This window comes from Streptomyces sp. NPDC048434 (assembly GCF_043200375.1).
Taxonomy (GTDB): domain Bacteria; phylum Actinomycetota; class Actinomycetes; order Streptomycetales; family Streptomycetaceae; genus Streptomyces.
In genome coordinates, this window is the sequence record NZ_JBICXQ010000021.1 from 12,323 (window position 1) to 35,484 (window position 23,162).

Genomic DNA, 23,162 nt, shown 5'->3' on the forward strand with positions numbered 1-23,162 from the left:
GATGCTACGCAGCCGCGCTCGGCCGGCCGGCCGAGCGCCGATCCATGAATCGGGCGCGGTGGCACCGGGCTCAGCTCCGTATACCTCGACGGTGCCGCGCACCGGCCGTCCGCACGGGCGGGCGGTTCCGGTGGCGGGAGCCTTGGTCGTGCCCCCTCGGGTGTTCCGGCTCGTACGGCCCTCCGCGCCCGGCCAGGTGCGCGGTGCGGGCAGGCCGTCCTCACGGTTGCGGGTCAGCGCCGGATTTCCACCGGCTTCCCCCGATCGGGTACGGATGAAGTTGTCCCGCACACCTTAACCGGCCCCCGCCCGCCACTCGCTCGCCCGTACGAGCCGGAACTGCGCGGGGGAGAGCGCCGGGCAGGAATCGGCCGCGGGCCGGGGAGGGCGCCGGGCGGAATCCGGCCGTGGGCCCACCGCGGACCGGCCGTGGGCCGTGCGGCAACCGGCCGCCGCCTCGTCGAGGTCCCTCCCACGGTCCATGGCCCGAGGGCCCGCCCCTCCCTCACACCGCCTGGTACCGCACCGGACCGGCCCCCGGCACCCGCTCCGCCTGTCCCTGCTTCACCAGACGGCGCAGATGGGCCTCGGCCTCCGAGACGGCGATATTGCGCGAGGCGTACGGGATTTGCTCCCAGGGGCGGTTCCACTCCATGGCCATGGCCAGCTGCCAGGGAGTGCGGGGTTCGCGCAGCAGGGCCCTCAGCTGGGAGAGCCGCGCCTCGTGGTGGGCGATGAGCTCGCGTACGCGTCCGCCGGCGTCGGTGAAGGCGTGCTGGTGGGCGGGCAGCACCTCGGCGGGGGCGAGCCGGCCCACGCGTTGGAGGGAGTCGAGATAGTCGCCCAGGGGATCGTGGAGGTCCCTCACGCTCTCACCCTCGTTCGAGGGGGGACGCCCCTCGCCCTCCGGGTCCTCGTACAGACCGATGTGCGGGGTGATGCCGGGGAGGAGATGGTCGCCGGAGAAGAGCCGGCCGAAGCCGGGGGCCTGCCCCGAGGGGTGCTCCTCCTCCAGATGGAGGCACACATGACCCGGGGTGTGCCCCGGTGTCCAGATGGCGCGCACCCGGCGCCCCGGCAGATCGAGCAGTTCGCCGGGGCTGATGTCGCGGTCCGGCAGCGCGGCTCCCTGTCCGGGCAGCTTCCGGCTCCGCCCCTGGGCGCGCGCCTCCCGCAGCGGTGCCAGATGTTCGTCCGGTGCGCCCGCCGTCGCGAGCCTGGCGGTCAGGTGGTCGAGCCACCGGCCCGGTTCCGCCTCGCGGGTGCGGCGGACCACGTCGGTATCCGCGGCGTGCATCGCGATCCAGGCGCCGGAGGCCTCCCGCACCTTGGCCGAGAGGCCGTGGTGGTCGGGGTGATGGTGGGTGATCAGGACGCCGTGGAGATCGGCGAGGGCGAAGCCGCAGGCACTGACGCCGGCGACGAGGGTGTCCCAGGAGTCCGGGTCGTCCCAGCCGGTGTCGATGAGCACCGGCCCGCGGTCGGTCTCCAGGAGGTGGACGAGGGTGTGGCCGAGCGGGTTGTCCGGGATCGGGACGGCGATGCTCCACACCCCGCCCTTGTGGTCGGTCACCTGTGGCGTCATCCGGTCCCCTCTCGGTGTGGCATACACCCGGTACCGGCTTCACTATAACTAGAACTGGTTTCAATGCGGAGGGAAGTGACCTTCGTTCCGGCGGAGTTGGGATTCGGCCCGCGCCGTGGACTCCTGCAACTAGAACTGGTATCAGTTCCTGTTGCGGTGAGCGATGCTGATGCAGCATCAGGAGCCACCCAAGGGGCAGCCAGGAGACCGCTCAGGGACCCTCAGGACCCCTCAGGGATTGTCGGACAGGCGGCCAACCCGCAGGAGGCGGCAGCGATGAGCGACCTCGTCGAGCACGGAAAGCTCTACATAGGCGGTGAGTGGGTCGATCCGGCCGGCCGGGACACGATCGAGGTCGTCTCGCCCCACACCGAACAGGTCATCGGCCGGGTGCCGCACGCCTCACGGGCCGATGTCGACCGTGCGGTGGCCGCGGCCCGTACGTCCTTCGAGTCCGGGGTGTGGGCGAACGCCCCGTTGGCGGACCGGATCGCGGTGGTGACCCGTATCAAGGACGGCTTCGCGGCCCGCAGCGAGGAGATCGCCAAGGTCATCAGCTCCGAGAACGGCACGCCCTTCACCTCCGGCGTCATGGTGCAGTCACTGGCGGCGATGCTGGTGTGGGACGCGGCGCTGACCGTGGCCCGCGACTTTCCGTTCGAGGAGCGGCGGGACGGGGTGCTGGGTCCGCTGCTGGTGCGGCGGGAGCCGGCCGGGGTGGTCGCGGCCGTGGTGCCGTGGAATGTCCCGCAGTTCACCGCCGCCGCCAAGCTCGCACCGGCGCTGCTGGCCGGCTGCTCGGTGGTGCTCAAGGTGTCGCCGGAGACCCCGCTGGACGCGTATCTGCTCGCGGAGATCGCGGCCGAGGCCGGGCTGCCGGCGGGGGTGCTGTCGATCCTCCCGGCGGACCGCGAGGTGAGCGAGTACCTGGTCGGGCACCCGGGCGTGGACAAGGTGTCGTTCACCGGCTCGGTGGCGGCGGGTAAACGGGTCATGGAGGTCGCGGCCCGGAACCTCAGCCGGGTCACGCTGGAGCTGGGCGGGAAGTCCGCTGCGGTGATCCTGCCGGACGCGGATCTGGACGCGGCGGTGGCCGGCATCGTGCCGTTCGCCTGGATGATCAACGGCCAGGCGTGTGTGGCCCAGACGCGGATCCTCGCACCGCGCAGCCACTACGACGAGATCGCCGAACGGTTCAGCGCGGCGGCGTCCGCGCTCACCGTCGGCGACCCGCTGGATCCGGCCACCGAACTCGGCCCGCTGGTCGCCCGCCGTCAGCAGCAGCGCTCGCTGGACTACATCGCGCTCGGGCGGCAGGAGGGCGCCAAGGTCCTCACCGGCGGCGGCCGGCCCGAGGGGCAGCCGACGGGCTGGTATGTCGAGCCGACCCTCTTCGGCGAGGTCGCCAACTCCATGCGGATCGCCCGCGAGGAGATCTTCGGCCCGGTCATCTGTCTGCTGCCGTACGACGACGAGGCCGAGGCGGTACGGATCGCCAACGACTCCGACTACGGGCTCTCCGGCTCGGTGTGGACGGCCGACGTCGAGCACGGCATCGACCTCGCCCGGCAGGTCCGCACCGGTACGTACTCGGTGAACACCTTCAGCATCGACATGCTCGGCCCGTTCGGTGGCTACAAGAACTCCGGCATCGGGCGGGAGTTCGGGCCGGAGGGCTTCGGTGCATACATGGAGCACAAGATGATCCATCTGCCGGCGGGTGCCTGATGGGGGACCGCTGGCGGGTGGAGGTGGACCGGAGCGTCTGCATCGGGTCCGGGATGTGCGTCGGCGCGGCGCCGGACGGCTTCCGGCTGGACACGGCCCGGCAGTCGCACCCGGTGGCACCGGAGACCGATACCGACGAGGGCGTACTGGCGGCGGCCGAGGGGTGTCCCGTGGAGGCCATCACCCTGACCGTGGCCGACAGCGGCGAGGCGGTCTTCCCGCCGGAGGAGTGAGCGGGCCCGGGGGTGTGGGGTACGGGGCGGCGGGAGCCCCGTAGGGGGTGTGGGGTGGTGGTCCCGTAGGGGGCCGGTGGGCCCCTTGCGGGCCAACTACCCGTGCCCGCACGGGAGTTAACGGCGGGCCCCCGCGATTCACTCATTTGTGCGGCAGCCGGCACGGATCACTCAACGGTCCGCTCAACAACCCCGTCCCGGCGCCCCGTCCCGGCGCCCCGTCCCGGCGGCCCACCCAACAGGCCATCCAGCAGCCCATCGAGCGGCCCATCCGGCGGCGTCAGCGCTCCGTCCCGGGTGCCGTGAGGTCGATCAGGCGGCACACCGTCTCGATGTCTATCTTCACCTGGGCGATCGAGGCCCGCCCCGACAGCCAGGTGATCAGCGCCGAGTGCCAGGTGTGCTCGATGACCCGGACCGCGGAGAGCTGTTCGGGGGTCGCGGGGCCGTCCAGCCCCATCGCGTCGAGGATGATCGCGGTGGTCAGCCGGGAGACGGTGTCGACCTCGGGGCTGACGGAGCGGTCGGCGAAGGTCAGCGCGCGCACCATCGCGTCCGCGAGATGCGGCTCGCGCTGCAGTGCGCGAAACGCGCGCATCAGGGTCTGGGCGACCCGGGCACCCGGGTCCTGCTCCGACGGGGGGCGCTTGCGCAGCGTTTCGTGCATGTGCTGGAGCTGGTCCTGCATGGTGGCGACCAGCAGATGCACCTTGGAGGGGAAGTAGCGGTAGAGGGTGCCGAGCGCGACGCCCGAGGACTCGGCGACCTCGCGCATCTGCACGGCGTCGAAGCCACCACGGGACGCCAGCTTGGCGCTGGTGTGCAGGATGCGGCGGCGCCGAGCCTCCTGACGCTCGGTCAGGGGAGGACTCGCGGGAAGCGTCGGCCTGGCCGCCTTGGATTCCGTAGTCATATTTCCCATTCCGTGGCATTCCGTCCGCGATGCGGTGAGTGCCGGTGGTGTGATCGGCACAGCATGGCAGGGGGGCGGGTGGTGGCGCGAATCACCTGGTGCGGCTCTTTTCGCATCGTTCTCGGCCGGTAGATTCGAAGCTCGCTGAACTGACCAGTAGCCAATCAGTTCTGAAACTTGTTCTAGATTACCGCCAGCGGTTACGCTCCGGCGAAAGTCCAGTGAGAAGGGGGCCGAGCGTGACCGCAGAGGCCGTCCAGGCAGCCGCGCCTCGCCCCGCAGAGGCCTCCTCGGCCTCAGCCCCGTCGAACGGTGAGCGTCCCCTGCGCATCGCGATGCTCACGTATAAGGGGAACCCGTTCTGCGGCGGTCAGGGCGTCTATGTACGTCACCTCTCGCGCGAACTGGCCCGCCTCGGCCACACCGTCGAGGTCATCGGCGCCCAGCCCTACCCCGTCCTCGACGGCGGGGTGCCCCTGACCGAGCTGCCCAGCCTGGACCTCTACCGCCAGCCGGACCCGTTCCGTACGCCGAAGCGCGGCGAGTTCCGCGACTGGATCGATGCGCTGGAGGTCGGCACGATGTGGACCGGCGGCTTCCCCGAGCCGCTGACCTTCTCACTGCGGGCCCGGCGCCATCTCGCCGCCCGTCGCGGCCAGTTCGATGTCGTCCACGACAACCAGACCCTCGGCTACGGCCTGCTCGGCGGGCCCGGCGCGCTCGGCGCCCCGCTGGTCACCACGATCCACCACCCCATCACCGTCGACCGGCGGCTCGATCTGGAAGCCGCCGGCGGCTGGAGGCGCCGTGCCTCCGTCCGCCGCTGGTACGGCTTCACCCGGATGCAGAAGCGCGTCGCCCGGCGGCTGCCGTCCGTGCTGACCGTCTCCGGCTCCTCCCGCCAGGAGATAGTCGACGACCTCGGGGTGTCCGCCGGCCGGATCCATGTGGTGCATATCGGCGCCGACACCGACCTGTTCTCGCCAGATGCCTCGGTCCCCGAGGTGCCGGGACGGATCGTCACCACCTCCAGTGCGGATGTGCCGCTCAAGGGCCTGATCCACCTGGTCGAGGCGCTCGCCAAGGTGCGCACCGAGAATCCCGACGCGCATCTGGTGGTCGTCGGCAAGCGCGCCGACGACGGGCCGGTCGCCGCCGCCATCGAACGGCTCGGACTGTCCGATGCCATCGAATTCGTCAAGGGCATCACCGACGGCGAACTCGTCGACCTGGTCCGCAGCGCCCAGATCGCCTGTGTCCCCTCCCTCTACGAGGGGTTCTCGCTGCCCGCGGCCGAAGCGATGGCCACCGGCACCCCCCTGCTGGCAACGACCGGCGGCGCCATCCCCGAGGTCGCCGGGCCGGACGGCGAGACCTCTCTCGCGGTGCCGCCGGGCGATGCCGGCGCGCTGGCGGGCGGACTGCTCCGGCTCCTGGGCGACGAGACGCTGCGCCGGCGGCTCGGCGCGGCCGGCCGGGAGCGGGTGCTGGCCCGCTTCACCTGGCGTCAGGCCGCCATCGGCACCGCCGAGCGCTACCGCGAGGCCATCGCCCTGCAGGCCGACCGGGCCGCCGCCCGGACCTCGCTGCGGGCCACGCCCGCGGCGGCCGCCGGTGCCGCGCCCGCGCCGAGCGCCGCCGGACACGTCTAGTGGCCCGCCCGGCCCGTATTTCCTTTCGCAGCCACCACCGCCACCAACCGCCGGACGAAAGCAGAACGCCGTGCTGACCGTCGACTTTTCCCGTTTCCCGCTCGCTCCGGGCGACCGCGTGCTCGACCTGGGGTGCGGCGCCGGCCGGCATGCCTTCGAGTGCTACCGGCGCGGCGCGCAGGTCGTCGCCCTCGACCAGAACGGCGAGGAGATCCGCGAGGTCGCCAAGTGGTTCGCCGCGATGGAGGAGGCGGGCGAGGCTCCGGCGGGCGCCTCCGCCACCGCCATGGAGGGCGATGCGCTGAACCTGCCGTTCCCCGACGACAGCTTCGACGTCGTGATCATCTCCGAGGTCATGGAGCACATCCCCGACGACAAGGGGGTGCTCGCCGAGATGGTCCGGGTGCTGCGCCCCGGCGGCCGGATCGCCGTCACCGTCCCGCGGTACGGGCCCGAGAAGGTCTGCTGGGCGCTCAGCGACGCCTACCACGAGGTCGAGGGCGGCCATATCCGCATCTACCGCGGCGACGAGCTGCTCGGCAGGATGCGCGAGGCCGGCCTGGAGCCATACGGCACGCACCACGCCCACGGGCTGCACAGCCCCTACTGGTGGCTCAAATGCGCCTTCGGGGTCGACAACGACAAGGCGCTGCCGGTGCAGGCGTACCACAGGCTGCTGGTCTGGGACATCATGAAGAAGCCGCTGGCCACCCGGCTCGCCGAGCGGGCGCTCAACCCCGTCATCGGCAAGAGCTTCGTCGTCTACGCCACCAAGCCGCACCTTCCCGGGTCGGCGGTCGCCGCCGAGCCGGCCGCCACCGCGGCGAGCGAGCCCGCCGAGGCCGCCGCCGGTCCCGCCGCCAAGGCCACGAAGCCGGCGGCCAAGTCCTCCGCACCGGCCAGGAAGCCCGCGCAAGGCACCACGCCCGGCAGCAAGCCCGCCGCCAAGGCTCCCGCCAAGTCCGCCTCCAGGACTTCCGCCGCCAAGCCCGCCGCCAAGAAGTCTGCCGGGGCCGCCAAGTGACGAGTCCCGGGCGTACCGAACGGCTCGTCCTGCCGGGGGTGCTCACCGCCGAACAGGCGGCCCGCACGGTGGCCGGCATCCTGGCGGCCCAGCGGCCGGACGGCGCGATCCCCTGGTTCCGGGGCCACCACCTCGACCCGTGGGACCACACCGAGGCCGCCATGGCCCTGGACGCGGCCGGCGAACACGAGCGCGCCGAGGCCGCGTACGAGTGGCTGACACGGCATCAGAACCCGGACGGGTCCTGGTACGCGGCCTACGCCGACGGTGACGCGGAGGCACCCACCGACCGCGGCCGGGAGACCAACTTCTGTGCGTATCTCGCGGTCGGCGTCTGGCACCACTTCCTGTCCACCGGCGACGAGGCCTTCCTCGACCGCATGTGGCCCGCGGTCCATGCGGCGGTCACCTTCGTGCTGGAACTCCAGCAGCCCGGCGGCGAGATCGGCTGGAAGCGCGAGGACGACGGCACGCCCGTCAACGACGCGCTGCTGACCGGCTCGTCCTCCGTATACCAGGCGCTGCGCTGTGCGCTCGCCCTCGCCGACCAGCGCGAGGAGCCGCAGCCCGACTGGGAACTGGCGGTCGGCCGCCTCGGCCATGCGATACGCAGCCACCCCGAGCGGTTCCTCGACAAGGCCCGCTACTCCATGGACTGGTACTACCCGATCCTGGGCGGCGCGGTGCGCGGCGCGGAGGCCAGGGAGCGTATCGACGCGCAGTGGGAGCACTTCGTCGTCCCCGGCCTGGGCGTGCGCTGTGTGCTGCCCAACCCGTGGGTCACCGGCGGCGAGAGCGCGGAACTGGCGCTCGCGCTGTGGGCGATGGGGGAGTCCGAGCGGGCCGTACAGATCCTCAAGTGGATGCAGCATCTCCGCGCCGAGGACGGCATGTACTGGACCGGCTATGTCTTCGACGACGACGCGATCTGGCCACGCGAGCTCACCGCCTGGACGGCCGGTTCGTTGCTGCTCGCGGTGGCCGCCCTGGGCGGCGACGAGGCCACCACCTCGGTCTTCGGGGGCGAGCAGCTGCCGAAGGGGCTCGATCCGGACTGCTGCCGGTAGCCGGCCCGCGCGGGCTCGTCCCGTACGGAGCGCCCCGTACGGACCGCCCCGTACGGGACCGCCCCGCCGACGGTGTCCCGTACGGGCCGTCCCGGCGGGGGAAGGGGCCCGGCGCGATGCCGGCTGCCGCAGAAACGGGAGGCTGAGCCGCGGCACCGCACACTACTGTGCGCGCATGACTCTCCAAGGCTCACTCACCCACGACGCATACTGCGACCAACTCCTCGCCGAGACGGAGAAGTTCCGGGAGCTCCTGCGGGGCGCCGATCTGTCGGCGAAGGTCCCGACCTGCCCCGACTGGACGCTGGCGGATCTCGCCCGGCACGTGGGCAGCGCGCATCGCTGGGCCGGCACCCTCGTCGCGACCCGGGCCGCCAAGAACGTCGACGACGCGGATGTCCCCGGGATGGCGGGCCCCGAGGGCGACGATGCGGCAGCGCTGGACGCCTGGCTCGCGGCCGGTGCCGAACAGACCGTGGCGGCTCTGCGCGAGGCCGGCCCCGACACCGAGGTGTGGACCTGGTCGCCGGTACAGCGGACGGGCTTCTGGGCCCGCCGGATGACCCACGAGACCGTGATCCACCGCGCCGACGCCGCGCTCACCGTGGGTGCCGCCTTCGAGGTCCCGGCCGAGGTCGCCGCCGACTGCCTGGAGGAGTGGCTGCAGTTGTGCGCCCTGCCCGTGGTCGCGGCGCGCCATGCGGAGCGTTCCGCGCTGCTCTTCGGTCCGGGCCGCACGATCCACCTCCACGCCACCGACACCCCGCCCGAGCTGAACGCCGAGTGGCTCCTCGACCTCACCGGCGACCGGCTCGTCCACCGCCGCGCCCACGAAAAGGCGGCGGTCGCGCTCCGCGGCCCCCTCACCGATGTGCTCGGTGTCCTCTACCGCAGGCTGCCCGCCGACAGCGACCGGGTCGAGGTGCTGGGGGACCGCGCCCTGCTCGACCGGTGGCTGGCGTGGGCGTCGTTCGAGTGAGGCGCCTGCCCGTGTCAGGAGTTGAGTTCGGCCAGCACCCGTAGCGTGTGCGGGTCGGGGGCGGTGACCAGCAGATCGGTGACCGGTCCCGTGCGCCACAACTCCAAGCGTTCCGCGATCCGTTCGCGCGGACCGACCAGGGAGATCTCGTCGGCGAAGGCGTCGGGGACGGCGTGTACGGCCTCCTCCTTGCGGCCTTCGAGGAAGAGCCGCTGTACCCGCCGGGCCTCCTCCTCGAAGCCCATCCGTGCCATCAGATCGGCATGGAAGTTCTTGGCGGCGTGCCCCATCCCGCCGATGTAGAAGCCGAGCATCGCCTTGACCGGCAACAGCCCTTCGGCGACGTCGTCGCAGACCACGGCGCGTGCCATGGGGGCGATGAGAAAGCCGTCCGGGGCCTCCGCCAGTGACGCCCGGTAGACGTCGGTGCGCTGCGGCGACCAGTACAGCGGCAGCCAGCCGTCGGCGATCCGGGTCGTCTGGGCGATGTTCTTGGGCCCTTCCGCGCCGAGCAGGAGGGGCAGGCCGGCGCGCAGCGGGTGGGTGATGGGTTTCAGCGGTTTGCCGAGGCCGGTGCCGTCCGCACCGCGGTAGGGCAGCGGGTGGAAGAGCCCGTCGGCTTCCACCGGCCCCTCCCGGCGCAGGACTTGGCGGATCACGTCCACGTATTCGCGGGTGGCGGTCAGCGGGCTCTTGGGGAACGGCCGTCCGTACCACCCCTCGACGACCTGCGGTCCGGAGAGCCCCAGGCCCAGCAGCAGCCGTCCGCCGGAGAGATGATCGAGGGTGAGCGCATGCATCGCGGTGGCGGTGGGCGTGCGGGCCGCCATCTGCGCGATACCGGTGCCCAGTTTGATGCGTGAGGTGTGGGCGGCGATCCAGGTGAGCGCGGTGAACGCGTCCGACCCCCAGGCCTCCGCGGTCCACACGGAGTCATACCCCAGCCGCTCGGCCTCGCGGGCGAGTTCGAGGTGTCGGGGGTCCGGGCCGCGCCCCCAGTAGCCGAGTGCCAGACCGAGTCGCATGCCGATCGCCTCTCTCCGACGGACGGTGACCGAGGGCCCTGCCCTTGTGGCGGGCGGCGCAGTGGCGACGAGGCGCCGGTTCGGGGGTGTCCTGACGGCAATATCCTGACGGTGTGTCAGTTCATCGCAGTCCGCGCACTGTACGGCCGGGCCCGCCGGCAGCGCAACGGCCCCCCGCCCGTGAGGGCGAGGGGCCGCGGAAGGACCGCTGTGCGTCCGGTGTCAGCCGCGCTGGATGCCGGTGGTGTCCTGCAGGACGCCACGACGGCCGTCCTGGGTCTGTGCGATCAGGGCCTGGCCGCGCTGCTCCACCGCGAGGTACCAGGTGCCGGGGGCCAGTTCGGCGATCGGCGACGGCGAGCCGTCCTCGCCGTACAGCGGTCGCGCGACGGGCACCGCGAACCAGAACGGGGCGAAGTCCGTGGGGGACCCGGCTGCGGGGGTCGCGCCCGCGGGGGCGACTCCTGCCTGGGCGCCGGCCGTGGCGTCGGCCGGTGCCTGCTGGCCGTAGGGCTGGCCGGGCTGGGGCTGCTGCTGGCCGCCCGGGTAGCCGTAGCCGTGGCCCGCCTGCTGCTGGGCGCCGGGGTAGCCGTAACCCGGGTTGGGGCCCGCCCCGTAGGGGGCGGCCTGCGGCTTCGGGGTGCCGACCAGGGCGACCTTGAGCGCCGGGACGAGCGGTGCGGCGACGGCGCCACCGGCCAGGATCAGGGCGGCGATCAGGCCGATGATCAGGCCTGCGCCGGCGCTGGCGGCGGAGAGGATGGTCCAGAACGCCGTCCAGGCCGCAAAGACGGTGAGGGCGACGCCGAACTGGGCGAGGTCGAGACCGGCGACCTTGCGCGGCTGCGACTGCGGCAGCGTACGGCTGACGATGATGATTGCCGCGCCGATCACCCCGGCCAGGTACACGCTCATGAGGGTGTTCAGCGCACTCCAGGCATTGATGCCGGAGTAGTCCTGGGCATCGCAGAACTTGGCGAGCTGGCCGGAGCAGTCCGGGCCGCCGGTGAGATCGAGGAACGAGGCGATGAACAGCAACACCGCTGCTCCGATCACCACGCCGTCGCCTCGAGTGAGGGAGCGGATGTTCACGTAAGGGTCCTTTGTCGGTTTCGTGGGTCCGGTCGTCGCTGTCGCGGTGCGCGCAGTGCGAGGCACGGCGGTGGCCACCCATCGTAAAGGGGAACCTATCGCCGAATCCTGTGGGCCGTCCTGTTCGTTTCCCCGCGCTATCGGCGCGACGTATCGGAGCCGGTATCGGAGCCGGTATCGGGCGGGTTTCGGGCCGTGGTCCGATGGTCCGGTCAGTGCGTCAAGAAGTCCGTAATGCCCTCGGTGATCCCACGGGCCGCTTTTTGCCGCCACTTGGCGTCGGTCAATTGCGCGGCGTCCTTCGGGTCGCGCATATTGCCGCACTCGATGAACACCTTCGGCACCGTGGACAGGTTGAGGCCGCCGAGATCGGAGCGTACGTCGAGTCCGGTGCCGTGGCCGATGTAATTGGACGGTGCGCTTCCGGTGACCGCGAGGAACCGGCCGGCCAGCCGTTCGCCCAGCTGCCGCGAGGGCCCCACGATCGCGGCGGTGTCGGCCGGGCCGGCCGTGACGCGCGCGGGGAGGATGACGTGGAAGCCGCGGTTGCCGGCGCCCGAGCCGTCGGCGTGGAGGGAGAGCGCGGCATCGGCGTGCGCCTTGTTCCCGATGGCGGCGCGCTCGTCCACACACGGCCCGTACTTGCGGTCGCCGTCCTGGGTGAACACGACCTTGGCGCCCGCGTCCTGGAGGAGGGTGCGGGTGCGGCGGGCGACGTCGAGGGTGAAGGACGCCTCGGCGTAACCGTCGTTGGTGGAGGTGCCAGTGGTATCGCACTCCTTGTGCGCGTTGCCGATGTCCACCTGGCGGGCGATCTCCTGACCGTGATCGCGGTTGTGCGGATTGTGGCCGGGGTCGATCACCACGATCTTGCCCTTGAGGCTGCCGCGCGGAGTGCCCTTGCCGGGGTCGCCGCCGGAGCCCTGGCCGCCGTCCTTGCCGCCCGGGCCGTGTCCGGCGCCGCCGCCTCCGGCCGCGCCGTCGGCCCCGTGTCCCGGCGACCGGCCGGGTGCGGGCTGCCCGGCCCGTGGCGGCTCGCCGCCGGCGTCCGACGACCGCCAGACCAGCCAGCCCCCCAGGCCGACGACCACCACGGCGGCCACTACGACGAGGAGGATGCCGCGCAGGCGGCGGTGCGGAGGGAAAGTGCTGCCGTTCGACACGTCGGCGATCGTAGCCCGCTCAGATGCCGGCCCCGGTGCGCCGCAGTACGTGCAGCGACCGGTGGGCCGAGATCTCGGTGAAGGCGCCGGACTCCAGGGCCCTGCGGTAGATGCGGTACGGGGCCTGGCCGCCGTCCGCCGGGTCCGCGAAGACGTCGTGGATGACCAGCAGCCCGTCGGGTGCGAGATGCGGCGCCCAGCCCTCGTAGTCGGCGGTGGCGTGCTCGTCGGTGTGCCCGCCGTCGATGAAGACCAGACCCACCGGCGCCTGCCAGACGGCCGCGACCTGCGGTGAGCGGCCCACCAGGGCGATCACCTGCTCCTCCAGACCCGCGGCGTGCAGGGTGCGGCGGAAGGCGGGCAGGGTGTCCATCCGGCCGACCTCGGGGTCGACGACGGTCGGATCGTGGTACTCCCACCCGGGCTGCTGCTCCTCGCTGCCCCGGTGGTGGTCGACGGTGACGGCCATGACCCCGGCGGCGCGGGCGGCGTCCGCGAGCAGGATCGTGGACCGGCCGCAGTATGTGCCGACCTCCACCAGCGGCAGTCCGAGCGTCGCCGCCGTTGCCGCCGCCGCGTACAGCGCGAGGCCCTCGTCCACGGGCATAAAGCCCTTCGCCGCCTCGAACGCGGCGAGGATCTCCGGCTGCGGGGCGGTCGGAGCCGTGGGAGCGGACATGGGCTTCCTCCTGGTGGTGCGGTCAGGGGCTCATCGTGCCGTACGGGGCGGGGCGGGCGATGTGCGGGTCTCCCCTTCCGGGCATTCGGATATCGGAACGGGGTTCCTCTTTCCGTGCGTCGGGAACCTGGCTGTTCCTGTCGGTTCCCGCCGGGTTCCCGCCGGTTTCCTGTCTGTTCCCGGCGTTTTATCGTCGGTCGTTTCCCTGATGCCCGAAAGTAGCGAATTCGCGTACGGGGAGCCGGCCGGGAGGGAATGGCGACTCGCGACGTCGTCCGGCGACTCGTACCGGAATTCACCGGACCGTTTCCTGTACGCAGCCGAACCGTTCCCCGGGGAATCCCGGACGGGCTCCGGGCCGGGACGGACTGCCGCCGCGGGACGGGGAAGGGTGGCGGAGGGGAGGGGCGCTCTCCGGGTCCTGTGCGTACGCGTGCCGTGTCCCGGGCGTGAGCTCCGGGCGGCTCCGCATGCCCCGCACCCCGAAACGCCGGGCCTTGCCGTACCCCGTTCTGACCTTCCGTCAGAATGAAACGTGTTCTAGTCTGCCCCGTATGGGCATCGGAATCACACCGGAACACCGTGACCTGGCCGAGGCGGCGAGGGGCTGGGCCGCCCGGGCCGTGCCGCCCGAAGAGGTGCGCAAGCTGCTCGACACCGCGCACGGGCAACAGGGGCGGCCCCCGTACTGGGACCAGCTCGCCGCGCAGGGACTGCTCGGGCTCCACCTCCCCGAGGCCGACGGCGGCGGTGGCGGCGCACTGCTCGACCTCGCCGTCGTGCTGGAGGAGCTGGGCCGCGCCGCGCTCCCCGGCCCGTACCTGCCCACCACACTCGCCGCCGAACTGCTGCACCGCGGCGGCGCCCACCGGCCCCTCGTCAGGGCCCTGGCCAACGGCGAGCGCATCGCCGCCGTCGCCCTCGGCCCCGGCACCCTCACCGCCACGGCGCACACCGACGGCTACGTCCTGGACGGCACCGCGCCCCCGGTCCTGGCCGGCGCCGACGCGGATCTGATCGTGCTCGCCGCACAGACCTCCACGGACACCGTCTGGCTCGCCGTCGACGCCGGGACGCTGTCCGTACGCGTCCAGGAGAGCGCCGATCCGACCCGGCCGACCGCGCAGGTGAGCGCGGACGGCGTGCCGGTACCCGGCGAGCGGCTGCTGGCCGTCGACAGCGACCTCGTCCGCGATACCGCCGGCGTACTGTTCGCCGCCGAGAGCTGCGGGACGGCCGCATGGTCGCTGCACACCGCCGCGGAACACGCGAAGGTACGCGAGCAGTTCGGCCGTCCGATCGGCCAGTTCCAGGCGGTCAAACACCTCTGCGCCGACATGCTCGTACGCTGCGAGCAGGCCCGCGCCCTGGTCTGGGACGCGGCCCGCGCGCTGCACGAGCCGGCCGAGGTCCGCGCCCTGGTCGCGGCGCTGGCCACCGCGACCGCCCTGGACGCCGCCGTCAGCTGCGCCAAGGACTGCATCCAGGTCCTCGGCGGCATCGGCTTCACCTGGGAACACGACGCCCATCTCCATCTGCGGCGGGCCACCGTGGCCCGCCAGTTGCTCGGCAGCGGTGACACCCACCGGCTGCGCGCCGCCCGATACGGAGCCGACGGCGCCCGGCGCGCGCTGCGCCTGGAACTCCCCGCCGAAGCGGCGGATTACCGCGCCGCGGCCCGCACGGTCATCGACGGGGTACGCGGCCTCGACCCCGCGGCCGCACGGCGCGCACTCGCCCCCGCCGGCTATGCCGCGCCGCACCTCCCCACGCCCTACGGACTGGGCGCCGGCCCCGTACAGCAGCTCGCGATCCAGCAGGAATTGGCCGCCGCCGGGGTCGGTATCAGCGATCTGGGCATCGCCACCTGGGTGGTCCCCTCGCTGATCGCATACGGCACCCGGGAACAGCAGGAGCGCTATCTGCTGCCGTCGCTGCGCGGCGATCTGCTGTGGTGCCAGCTGTTCTCCGAACCCGAGGCCGGCTCGGACCTGGCCTCCCTGCGGACCCGCGCCGAGCGGGTGGACGGCGGCGGTTGGCGGATCAACGGGCAGAAGGTGTGGACCTCGGCGGCACAGTGGTCGAGCCACGGCATCCTGCTCGCCCGCACCGATCCGCAGGCACCCAAGCACAAGGGACTGACCTTCTTCGTCGTCGACATGAAGACCCCCGGCATCGACATCCGCCCGCTGAAGGAGATCACCGGCGACGCCCTCTTCAACGAGGTCTACTTCGACGACGTGCTGCTGCCGGCCGACGCGGTGGTCGGCGAGGTCGACGACGGCTGGAAGGTGGCCCGCACCACCCTGGACAACGAACGCGTCCACATGGCCGACCAGTTGACCTTCGACACCGGTCTGGAAGAGCTCATCGACCGCGCCGCGGAACGGGACGGGTCGGTGCGCGCGAGGGTGGGCGCGCTGGCCGCCGAGGCACACGCCCTGGGCTGCATCGGACTGCGCACCACGCTCCAGCAGGTGTCGGGCCTGGAACCGGGGGCCGGCGCCAGCATCCGCAAGCTGGTGCAGACCCCGCACCAGCAGAAGGTCGCCGAACTGGCGCTGGAGCTGCTCGGCCCGGACGGCGCGGTGCGCGAAGGGGCCGGCGAACGGGCGCTGCACGGCTTCTTGATGTCGCGCTGTCTGACCATCGCCGGCGGCACCACCCAGGTGCAGCTGAACGTCGTCGCGGAGCGGCTGCTCGGCCTGCCCCGGGACCCGGAGCCCCGCCCCCTGATCTGACTCCCCGGATCCGGCCACTTCCAGGAGGACATGCATGGCTGGCAAGGCGTACCTCGTCGGCGTCGGGATGACGAAGTTCGAGAAGCCCGAGACCCGCGAGTGGCAGTACTGGGACATGGCGAAGGAGGCGGGCGGCAAGGCGCTCGCGGACGCCGGGATCGGCTACGAGGCCGTCGAGCAGCTGCCGGTCGGCTTCTGCTACCAGGCCTCGACGGCCGGCCAGCGCGCCGCGTACGAACTGGGTCTGACCGGCATCCCCGTCTACAACGTCAACAACAACTGTGCGACCGCCTCGACCGCGCTGATGATGGCGCGCCAGTTCGTCGAGGCCGGGATCAACGACTGTGTCCTGGCGCTCGGCTTCGAGAAGATGAAGCGGGGCGCGCTGGGCGGGGGAGCGGACAGCGGAGATTTCCAGACCTCCCCGGTGGCCCGCCACTACGGGGTGATGGCCGCCGCCCACGGCTTCGAGATGACCCCGCCCACCGCCCAGATCTTCGGCAACGCGGCCCGCGAACACATGGAGCGCCACGGCACCACCGCCGAACAGCTCGCCGCGGTCGGCGCGAAGAACCACCGGCACTCCGCCCACAACCCCAACGCCCAGTTCCAGGACGTCTACACGGTCGAGGAGATCCTGGCCGCCAAGACGATCCACCGGCCGCTGACCAAGCTGCAGTGCTCTCCGACCTCCGACGGCGCGGCCGCGGCCGTGGTCGCTTCCGAACGGTTCGTCCGCGAACACGGCCTGGCCGACCGGGCGGTGGAGATCGCCGCACAGGCCATGACGACCGACACCGAGGAGAGCTTTTCCTCCGGCTCCTGCATCGATGCCGTCGGCAAGCCCATGACACGGGCCGCGGCCCGCCAGGTGTTCGCGGCCAGTGGCCTGGGCATCGAGGACGTCGACGTCATCGAGCTGCACGACTGTTTCTCGGTCAATGAGCTGCTGACGTACGAGGCGTTGGGCATGTGCGCGGACGGGGAGTCGGGGAAGCTGGTCGCCGACGGCGCCACGACCTACGGGGGCCGCTGGGTGGTCAACCCGTCCGGCGGCCTGATCTCCAAGGGGCATCCGCTGGGCGCGACGGGGCTGGCGCAGACCGCCGAGCTGGTCTGGCAGCTCCGCGGCACGGCGGGCGAGCGACAGGTCCCCGGCGCCCGGGTGGGCCTGGCACACAACATCGGCCTCGGCGGGGCCGCGGTGGTGACGCTGCTGCGCAGGGGGTGACACCGCAGGGCCGGGGGGGGGGGGGCGCGGGAGGACCGTTTGCCGGATGCGCTACCAGTCGTCGCCCGTTGCGCTACCGGCCGTCGCCCGATGCGGTACCCGGGGCCATGGCTGGTGCGGTAACCAAGCTATTTTTGTGGGTAGTTGGTCTGCTGGGGGCCTTGTCGCCCCCTACGGGCCCGCCACCTCCACCCCCTACGGCCCGCCCCCACTCCCACCTCACCCCATCCCACCCCACCCCGCTCCGTCTTACGACCTAGGTCTCCGGACAGGTGGCCCGTGCACCGATATACCGATGCGGGATTCAAGCGGCGAATGCGAGCATGGGCGGCATGCCGCCGATAGCCGCCCCGGCCACCTTGCCCGAAACCACGCGACGGATGGCCGCACCGGCCTGGTTGGTGATGCTGCTGGTGTGCGCCGGGCAGTTCCTGGTCGTCCTGGACGTCTCCGTCGTGAATGTGGCGATGCCCGCCATACGGACCGGCCTGGGCCTGAGCGAGCTGGGCCTGCAGTGGATCGTCAACGCCTACGTCATTACGTTCGCCGGCTTCATGCTGCTCGGCGGCCGGGCCGCCGACATCTTCGGCCGTAAGCGGATCTTCGTTCTCGGGCTGGCGCTGTTCACCCTTGCGAGCCTGGGCGGCGGGCTGGCCCAGCAGCCGTGGCAGCTGATTGTGGCCCGGACGATCCAGGGCGTCGGCGCCGCTGTGCTCTCGCCGGCCACCCTCACGATCCTGACCACGTCGTTTCCGGCCGGCCCGGCCCGTACCCGCGCCATCGCGACCTGGACGGCGGTCGGCGCGGGCGGTGGCGCGGTGGGCGGTCTGGTCGGTGGGGTGCTCACCGAATATCTGTCATGGCGCTGGGTGTTGCTGATCAATGTCCCGGTCGGGGCGCTGGTGCTGGCCGGCGCGGTGCTCTGGCTCACCGAGAGCCGGCAGGGCGCCGGGCGGCGGCTCGATGTGCCCGGGGCGCTGCTGGTGACCGCCGGGCTCGCGCTGGTGGCGTACGGGATCGTGCAGACCGAGACGGACGGCTGGACGTCGGCCTCCGCGCTGCTTCCGCTGGCCGCCGGGCTGGTCGTGATCGCGGCCTTCCTCGCCGTCGAGGCGCGCGCCAAGGCTCCGCTGATGCCGCTGGGTCTCTTCCGGCTGCGCTCGGTCTACTCGGCGAACGGGGCGATGGTGCTGGCGGGCGCCGCGATGTTCTCCATGTGGTACTTCCTGTCCTTGTATGCGCAGAACGTGCTGGGCTACCGGCCCCTTGAGGCCGGGCTCTCCTTCATCCCGCACTCGCTCTCCATCGTCCTCGGCTCAAAGATCGCACCGCGACTGATGAACCGCCTGGGCGCCAAGACCCTGGCGGTCACCGGTGCGGTGATCTCCGCGTCCGGTATGGCGTGGCAGGGCGCGATGGACGTCCACGGCACCTACCTCGGCACCATCCTCGGGCCCGGCATCCTGATGGCGCTGGGCGCGGGCCTGACCGCGACGCCGATCGCGGCGATCGCCACCTCCGGTGCCGACCCCGCCGACCAGGGGCTGGTCTCCGGCTTGATCAACACCTCCCGTCAAATGGGCGGCGCGCTGGGCCTGTCGGTGCTGTCGACCATCGCCGCATCCCGTATCGAGGCAGGCCACGGGCTGAAGGCCCTGGCGGACGGCTACGGTCTGGCGTTCCACGTCGGCTCGGTGATCCTGCTGGGCAGCATCGCGCTGATGGTCCTCGCGCTGCCACGGCGACGGGCGGACGTCGCGCACGGCTGAGCCGGCAGCGGGCCACGCCGGCCCGTTTTTTCCCCCCGCTACAACCAGCCGTTCTGCCGCGCCGCCCGCACCGCCTCCATGCGGTTGCGGGTACCGGTCTTGCCGATGGCTGCGGAGAGGTAGTTGCGGACGGTGGCCTGGGAGAGGTGGAGCTTGCCGGCGATATCGGCGACCGTGGCGCCGTCCACGGCGGCGGTGAGGACATCGCGCTCGCGCTGGGTCAGGGGGTTGGGTCCGGCGCTCAGTGCCGCCGCGGCGAGGCCGGGGTCGATGACCCGCTCGCCGGCGAGCACCCGGCGGATCGCCGCCGCCAGATCCTCCACCGGGCCGTCCTTCACCAGGAAGCCGGACGCCCCGGCCTCCATCGCGCGGCGCAGATAGCCGGGGCGGCCGAACGTCGTCACAATCAGCACCTTGCAGGACGGCAGCTGGGCGCGCAGATCGGCCGCGGCGTCCAGGCCGCTGCGGCCGGGGAGTTCGATGTCCAGAAGGGCGATGTCGGGGCGGGCGTCCAGGGCGGCGGCGACTACCCGGTCGCCCGCCGCGACCTGGGCCACGACCTGCATGTCCGCTTCCAGGTCGAGCAGCAGCGCCAGCGCGCCCCGCATCATTCCCTGGTCCTCCGCCAGCAGGACCTTGATCACCTGGTCATCTCCTCCACATCCGCCATATCGCCCGCGCCGACCGGCAGCTCGGCCGTGACACGGAAGCCGCGCCGGCCGTCCGGTCCGCTGTGCAGTGTGCCGCCCGCCGCGGCCAGGCGCTCGGCCAGCCCCCTCAGCCCGGTGCCGCCCACGGGCCCCGAACTTCCGGACAGCGCCGAAGCGTCCACGGCATCGGCGGCGTCGGCGCCCCGCGTACGGTCCGGGCCGCTGGTGCCCTCCGTACCGTTCGCCTCGTCCGTACCGTGCACGCCGTCCCTCGCCGGGCCGCCGGCGGGGTCACCTTCGCGTCCGCCCGGTATGTGGTCACGAAGCCAGGTCACGCCCGGTGCCGCGGCAGCGCCGGAGCTCACGGGACCGCGGCCGTCGTCCGTGATCGTCAGCCGTACCCGCTCCTCGTCGGCGTGTACGCCGATCTCGCAGCGGGTGGCGCCGCTGTGCCGGACGGTGTTGGTGACGCCCTCGCGGACCACCCAGCCCAGCAGCGCGCCGGCCTGTGGGGGCAGCGGCGGCCCCGCCTGTCGTACGACGGGCTCGATGCCGGCCGCCTCCAGCACCGAACGGGCCCGGTCCAGCTCGGTGGTCAGGCTGCCCTCGCGATAGCCGGTGACCGCCTCCCGGATCTCGGTCAGCGCCTGCCGGCCGACCGCCTCGATATCGGCGGCCTGGGCGAGGGCCGCATCCAGATTGCGCGGGGCCAGCCGGCGGACCGCCTCGGCCTTGACCACCACCACGGACAGGGTGTGCCCCAGCAGATCGTGCAGATCGCGGGAGAAGCGCAGCCGCTCCTTCTCGACGGCGCTGCGGGCCAGTTCCTGGCGGGTGGTGTTCAGCTCCTGGATGGTGTCGAACAGGTTCAGGACCGTGGCGGTCACCATGCCGGACAGGAACGTGCCGTATCCGATGCCGAATGAGCCCCATGGGCGGTCACCCTGCCCGCCGGTCAGATACCCGGCCATGCCGCTGAGCGTGATCAGCCAGAAGGCGAGCTTCTTGCCGCGCAGGGCACGCACCGTGCCGGAGGCCAGGGACAGCAGCGGGAAGAACAGGAACCAGTTGCCGCCGAACCCGAGGGCGATGGTGAAGGTGATGGCGGTCAGCAGACCCAGTGCGTACAGCGGATGGCGGGAGTCCCGCAGCCGCGGGTTGAACGACGACCAGACGACGGTGATGTAGACGGAGTTGAAGGCGAGCAGGCCGAGACCGGCCAGCCAGGGGTTGCCCGTCCTGCCCTGGATGATGTTGGAGAAGGCACCCAGACCCATCAGCAGCCAGGGCAGGAAGGCGTACTTGCCCGGACCGCGGTCCGGCTTCCTGCCCGGCCACTTCGGACGGCACTCGCTGCCGTCGGCGCCCTCAGCGCCGCCGGGTGCTTCCTCGCCGGCGGCCTGCTGCTTCGTGTGCTGCACGTTCTCTTCCCCGGTCTGCACCATCGCCGATCACACCGTTCGTGCGGCCCGACGGTACGCGTACACCGCGTAACCGCCGAAGAGTGCCAGCCAGGCTGCCAGCACCGCTACCGTGCCCAGGCCCGGTGCGCCGCCCTGTGTGATGCTCTGACCGAGCTCGGCGAAGCGGTTGCCGGGGGTCCAGGCGGACAGTGAGCGCAGCCAGCCGGGGAACAGCTCGGCCGGGAACCACAGGCCGCCGATGATCGACAGCAGCAGCATGCAGCCCGTGTTGACCACGCCGGTGGACTGCGCGGAGAGGCGGTAGCCGTTGCCGAGGCCGAGCAGGGTGAAGGGCGCGGTGCCGATCCACAGCAGCCCGGCCAGCGCGGCCCACTGCCAGGCCGGCATCCGGACGTCGTTGACCAGCGCGCCCACCAGCAGCACGGAGGCGATGGCGGGCAATACCGTCACCGAGCCGGTCAGCCCACGGCCCACGACCACTCGTATCGGGCTCAGCGGGGTGATGCGCAGCTGCCGCAGCCAGCCGAGCTGTTTGTCCTCGGCGACGCCCGTGCCCGTGCCGATCGCCGCGCCCAGCGCGCCGTACGCGGCCATTCCGACCATCGACGCGGTCTTCCACTCCATGCCGGCGCCGCCGGGGCCCGCGCCGATGTTGGTCATCAGCACATACATCAGCACCGGCATCCCGATACCGAAGATGACAAAGCCCCGGTCGCGCAGGGTGCGGCGCACTTCGAGGCGGATGTAGTCGAGCATCACGCGAGCTCCTTCGCGGACCGGGTGGAGGCGGCATACGCCGGGGTGCGGGGGGCGGTGTTGCCGGACGTGAGCGTGAGGAAGGCGTCCTCCAGGCTGGCTGGGGTGACCTGCAGCGCGCGGACGAGTCCGAGCCCGGCCAGTGCCACGACCGTCGCGTCGGAGTCCGTCGTGCGCAGCAGTGCGCGGTCGCCACGGACCTCCACGGCGCTCACACCGGGCAGTCCGGGCAGCGGCTCGGTCGCCGCGCCCGCGAGGTCGAAGGAGACCAGTGAGCCGCCCGCCCGCCGCTTGATCGCCTCGCCGCTGCCGTCGGCGACCACCCGGCCGCCGTCTATCACCACGATCCGGTCGGCGTGCTCATCCGCCTCCTCCAGATAGTGGGTGGAGAACACGAGGGTGTTGCCACGGCGGGCATAGGCCCGCATCGAGCGCCAGAAGGCGCGGCGCGCCTCGACGTCCAGCGCCGCGGTCGGCTCGTCGAGCACCAGCAGTGCGGGGTTGCCGGCCAGCGCCACCGCGAAGCGGACCCGCTGGGCCTGCCCACCGGACAGCCGGTCCACCCGCCGCCCGCCGAACTCGCCCAGGCCCGCCAGCTCCAGGGCCTCGGTGACCTCCATGGGGCGGGGGTACGTGGCGGCGACGAACGTGACCAGTTCGCGGACGGTCACCCGCGGAATGGCCTTGCCGTCCTGCAGCATGGCGCCCACCCTGCCCGCCCGCACCGCCGTCTCCGGGGTGTCTCCGAACAGCTGCACCGACCCCGCACTGGGCGGCAGCAGCCCCAGCAGCATGTTGAGGGTGGTGGACTTCCCCGCGCCGTTGCGCCCGAGCAGCGCCACCGTCTCGCCCACCGCGATCTCCAGCTGGAGCCCGTCCACGGCCCGCACCGCGCCGTAACTCCGCGTCACCCCGGAGAACGCCACCGCCGCAGCGCCGCCTGTCGTGTCCACCGCGCCGCCGCCCCGCCTGTCCGTCCGCGTCATGCCCACCCCCGCCTCTCGTCCGATGCCTACGACATTACGGAGAGTTGCCGAGCCGCGGCAGTGGCGAATGTGTGTGATCCGCCCTGACAAATGTCATGGGTGGGCACGAGGTATGTCAGGGCGCTGCGGGACGTATGTCATGAGCCGGTGTGAGGTATGTCAGCGCGCCGACGCCGCCCACCCGTATCGCACCCTCATCGGAACGCGCATCGCAACCTGCCGGCCCCGCATCGGAACCCGCCGGCCCCGCACCGGAACCCGCCACGACTCGCACCGGAACCCGCCACGACCCCGCACCGGACCCGGCCGGCCCCCGACCGGAACCCCCGTCGGGACCTGCATCGGAAGCCCCGCCAGGACCCGTATCTGACAAAGTGTCAGAGGTCTTCCGGGTGCCGGGCGGATCGGCTATACATGAGAGCCATCGGCTAGAACGCGTTCTAGAAGTGCGACATGTGCGCAGTC

The 23,162-nt window shown here is 72.1% G+C and carries 18 protein-coding genes, 1 pseudogene and 1 riboswitch; of the genes and pseudogenes, 9 read left to right on the top strand and 10 right to left on the bottom strand.

The annotated features are described in order from the left end of the window. Positions 1-137 precede the first annotated feature (137 nt). Positions 138-298: riboswitch (cobalamin riboswitch) on the bottom strand. 207 nt (positions 299-505) lie between these two features. Next, positions 506-1,585 carry an MBL fold metallo-hydrolase gene (locus ACGFWI_RS24085; RefSeq protein WP_393908071.1) on the bottom strand — a complete coding sequence of 360 codons (1,080 nt, stop codon included), beginning with the start codon at positions 1,583-1,585 and terminating at the stop codon, positions 506-508. A 276-nt stretch (positions 1,586-1,861) separates the two neighbouring features. Between ACGFWI_RS24085 and ACGFWI_RS24090 the strand changes: the two genes are divergently transcribed. Both ACGFWI_RS24090 and ACGFWI_RS24095 read left to right on the top strand, forming a co-directional pair. Then, positions 1,862-3,313 (top strand): aldehyde dehydrogenase, encoded by a 1,452-nt coding sequence (locus tag ACGFWI_RS24090; protein WP_393908072.1) that lies wholly within the window; start codon positions 1,862-1,864, stop codon positions 3,311-3,313. After that, a complete protein-coding gene (locus ACGFWI_RS24095; protein ID WP_393908073.1) occupies positions 3,313-3,546 on the top strand; it encodes a ferredoxin in 234 nt (77 codons plus the stop codon). The genes ACGFWI_RS24090 and ACGFWI_RS24095 overlap by 1 nt, the downstream gene beginning before the upstream one ends. A 280-nt stretch (positions 3,547-3,826) precedes the next feature. Here the strand turns inward: ACGFWI_RS24095 and ACGFWI_RS24100 are convergent, their stop codons facing one another. After that, positions 3,827-4,459 carry a TetR family transcriptional regulator gene (locus ACGFWI_RS24100; RefSeq protein WP_393908074.1) on the bottom strand — a complete coding sequence of 211 codons (633 nt, stop codon included), beginning with the start codon at positions 4,457-4,459 and terminating at the stop codon, positions 3,827-3,829. 239 nt (positions 4,460-4,698) lie between these two features. On the opposite strand from ACGFWI_RS24100, the gene ACGFWI_RS24105 reads away from it, so the two are divergent. From ACGFWI_RS24105 to ACGFWI_RS24120, 4 genes and pseudogenes are all read left to right on the top strand, one after another. Then, a complete protein-coding gene (locus ACGFWI_RS24105; protein ID WP_393908075.1) occupies positions 4,699-6,111 on the top strand; it encodes a glycosyltransferase family 4 protein in 1,413 nt (470 codons plus the stop codon). 70 nt (positions 6,112-6,181) lie between these two features. Then, a pseudogene (locus ACGFWI_RS24110) lies at positions 6,182-6,985 on the top strand (methyltransferase domain-containing protein); the annotation flags it as partial. A gap of 146 nt (positions 6,986-7,131) precedes the next feature. Then, the gene (locus tag ACGFWI_RS24115; protein WP_393908076.1) at positions 7,132-8,202 is read left to right on the top strand and encodes a prenyltransferase; all 1,071 of its coding nucleotides are present in this window, start codon (positions 7,132-7,134) and stop codon (positions 8,200-8,202) included. A 175-nt stretch (positions 8,203-8,377) separates the two neighbouring features. Further along, on the top strand, positions 8,378-9,181 hold the full coding sequence (locus ACGFWI_RS24120; RefSeq protein WP_393908077.1) for a maleylpyruvate isomerase N-terminal domain-containing protein: 804 nt from the start codon (positions 8,378-8,380) through the stop codon (positions 9,179-9,181). Between the two features lie 14 nt (positions 9,182-9,195). On the opposite strand, the gene ACGFWI_RS24125 is transcribed toward ACGFWI_RS24120, so the two are convergent. The 4 genes from ACGFWI_RS24125 to ACGFWI_RS24140 all read right to left on the bottom strand — a co-directional run bounded on the left by ACGFWI_RS24125 (position 9,196) and on the right by ACGFWI_RS24140 (position 13,140). After that, complete coding sequence (locus tag ACGFWI_RS24125) at positions 9,196-10,206, bottom strand: LLM class F420-dependent oxidoreductase (protein WP_393908078.1); 1,011 nt, start codon at positions 10,204-10,206, stop codon at positions 9,196-9,198. 222 nt (positions 10,207-10,428) lie between these two features. Beyond that, on the bottom strand, positions 10,429-11,298 hold the full coding sequence (locus tag ACGFWI_RS24130) for a DUF5336 domain-containing protein (RefSeq protein WP_393908079.1): 870 nt from the start codon (positions 11,296-11,298) through the stop codon (positions 10,429-10,431). A gap of 212 nt (positions 11,299-11,510) precedes the next feature. Further along, entirely contained in the window at positions 11,511-12,461 is a 951-nt protein-coding gene (locus ACGFWI_RS24135) for an N-acetylmuramoyl-L-alanine amidase (RefSeq protein WP_393908080.1), read from the bottom strand. A gap of 19 nt (positions 12,462-12,480) precedes the next feature. Further along, a complete protein-coding gene (locus ACGFWI_RS24140; RefSeq protein ID WP_393908081.1) occupies positions 12,481-13,140 on the bottom strand; it encodes a class I SAM-dependent methyltransferase in 660 nt (219 codons plus the stop codon). A 554-nt stretch (positions 13,141-13,694) separates the two neighbouring features. On the opposite strand from ACGFWI_RS24140, the gene ACGFWI_RS24145 reads away from it, so the two are divergent. From ACGFWI_RS24145 to ACGFWI_RS24155, 3 genes are all read left to right on the top strand, one after another. Beyond that, entirely contained in the window at positions 13,695-15,881 is a 2,187-nt protein-coding gene (locus ACGFWI_RS24145) for an acyl-CoA dehydrogenase (RefSeq protein WP_393908082.1), read from the top strand. A gap of 34 nt (positions 15,882-15,915) precedes the next feature. After that, positions 15,916-17,112, top strand: coding sequence for a lipid-transfer protein (locus ACGFWI_RS24150; protein WP_393908083.1), 1,197 nt, complete (start codon positions 15,916-15,918; stop codon positions 17,110-17,112). 323 nt (positions 17,113-17,435) lie between these two features. After that, complete coding sequence (locus ACGFWI_RS24155) at positions 17,436-18,881, top strand: MFS transporter (protein WP_393908084.1); 1,446 nt, start codon at positions 17,436-17,438, stop codon at positions 18,879-18,881. Positions 18,882-18,919: 38 nt separating this feature from the next. Here the strand turns inward: ACGFWI_RS24155 and ACGFWI_RS24160 are convergent, their stop codons facing one another. Genes ACGFWI_RS24160 through ACGFWI_RS24175 form a run of 4 tightly spaced genes read right to left on the bottom strand, consistent with a single transcriptional unit; the run spans position 18,920 to position 22,697 of the window. Continuing rightward, positions 18,920-19,525 carry a response regulator gene (locus tag ACGFWI_RS24160; RefSeq protein WP_393908085.1) on the bottom strand — a complete coding sequence of 202 codons (606 nt, stop codon included), beginning with the start codon at positions 19,523-19,525 and terminating at the stop codon, positions 18,920-18,922. Further along, positions 19,522-20,976, bottom strand: a complete 1,455-nt coding sequence (locus tag ACGFWI_RS24165) for a sensor histidine kinase (RefSeq protein ID WP_393908086.1) — start codon at positions 20,974-20,976, stop codon at positions 19,522-19,524. The genes ACGFWI_RS24160 and ACGFWI_RS24165 overlap by 4 nt, the downstream gene beginning before the upstream one ends. Positions 20,977-20,982: 6 nt before the next feature. Next, the gene (locus ACGFWI_RS24170) at positions 20,983-21,711 is read right to left on the bottom strand and encodes an ABC transporter permease (protein ID WP_393908087.1); all 729 of its coding nucleotides are present in this window, start codon (positions 21,709-21,711) and stop codon (positions 20,983-20,985) included. Beyond that, entirely contained in the window at positions 21,711-22,697 is a 987-nt protein-coding gene (locus ACGFWI_RS24175; RefSeq protein ID WP_393908088.1) for an ABC transporter ATP-binding protein, read from the bottom strand. The genes ACGFWI_RS24170 and ACGFWI_RS24175 overlap by 1 nt, the downstream gene beginning before the upstream one ends. Positions 22,698-23,162 lie beyond the last annotated feature (465 nt).

Bases quoted from the DNA above. Each gene is read 5' to 3' on its own strand.
- ACGFWI_RS24090 (WP_393908072.1), top strand. From the start codon at position 1,862: ATGAGCGACCTCGTCGAGCACGGAAAGCTCTACATAGGCGGTGAGTGG.
- ACGFWI_RS24140 (WP_393908081.1), bottom strand. From the start codon at position 13,140: ATGTCCGCTCCCACGGCTCCGACCGCCCCGCAGCCGGAGATCCTCGCC.
- ACGFWI_RS24095 (WP_393908073.1), top strand. From the start codon at position 3,313: ATGGGGGACCGCTGGCGGGTGGAGGTGGACCGGAGCGTCTGCATCGGG.
- ACGFWI_RS24165 (WP_393908086.1), bottom strand. From the start codon at position 20,976: ATGGTGCAGACCGGGGAAGAGAACGTGCAGCACACGAAGCAGCAGGCC.
- ACGFWI_RS24120 (WP_393908077.1), top strand. From the start codon at position 8,378: ATGACTCTCCAAGGCTCACTCACCCACGACGCATACTGCGACCAACTC.
- ACGFWI_RS24145 (WP_393908082.1), top strand. From the start codon at position 13,695: ATGGGCATCGGAATCACACCGGAACACCGTGACCTGGCCGAGGCGGCG.
- ACGFWI_RS24125 (WP_393908078.1), bottom strand. From the start codon at position 10,206: ATGCGACTCGGTCTGGCACTCGGCTACTGGGGGCGCGGCCCGGACCCC.
- ACGFWI_RS24085 (WP_393908071.1), bottom strand. From the start codon at position 1,585: ATGACGCCACAGGTGACCGACCACAAGGGCGGGGTGTGGAGCATCGCC.
- ACGFWI_RS24175 (WP_393908088.1), bottom strand. From the start codon at position 22,697: ATGACGCGGACGGACAGGCGGGGCGGCGGCGCGGTGGACACGACAGGC.
- ACGFWI_RS24150 (WP_393908083.1), top strand. From the start codon at position 15,916: ATGGCTGGCAAGGCGTACCTCGTCGGCGTCGGGATGACGAAGTTCGAG.
- ACGFWI_RS24170 (WP_393908087.1), bottom strand. From the start codon at position 21,711: ATGCTCGACTACATCCGCCTCGAAGTGCGCCGCACCCTGCGCGACCGG.
- ACGFWI_RS24155 (WP_393908084.1), top strand. From the start codon at position 17,436: ATGGGCGGCATGCCGCCGATAGCCGCCCCGGCCACCTTGCCCGAAACC.
- ACGFWI_RS24100 (WP_393908074.1), bottom strand. From the start codon at position 4,459: ATGACTACGGAATCCAAGGCGGCCAGGCCGACGCTTCCCGCGAGTCCT.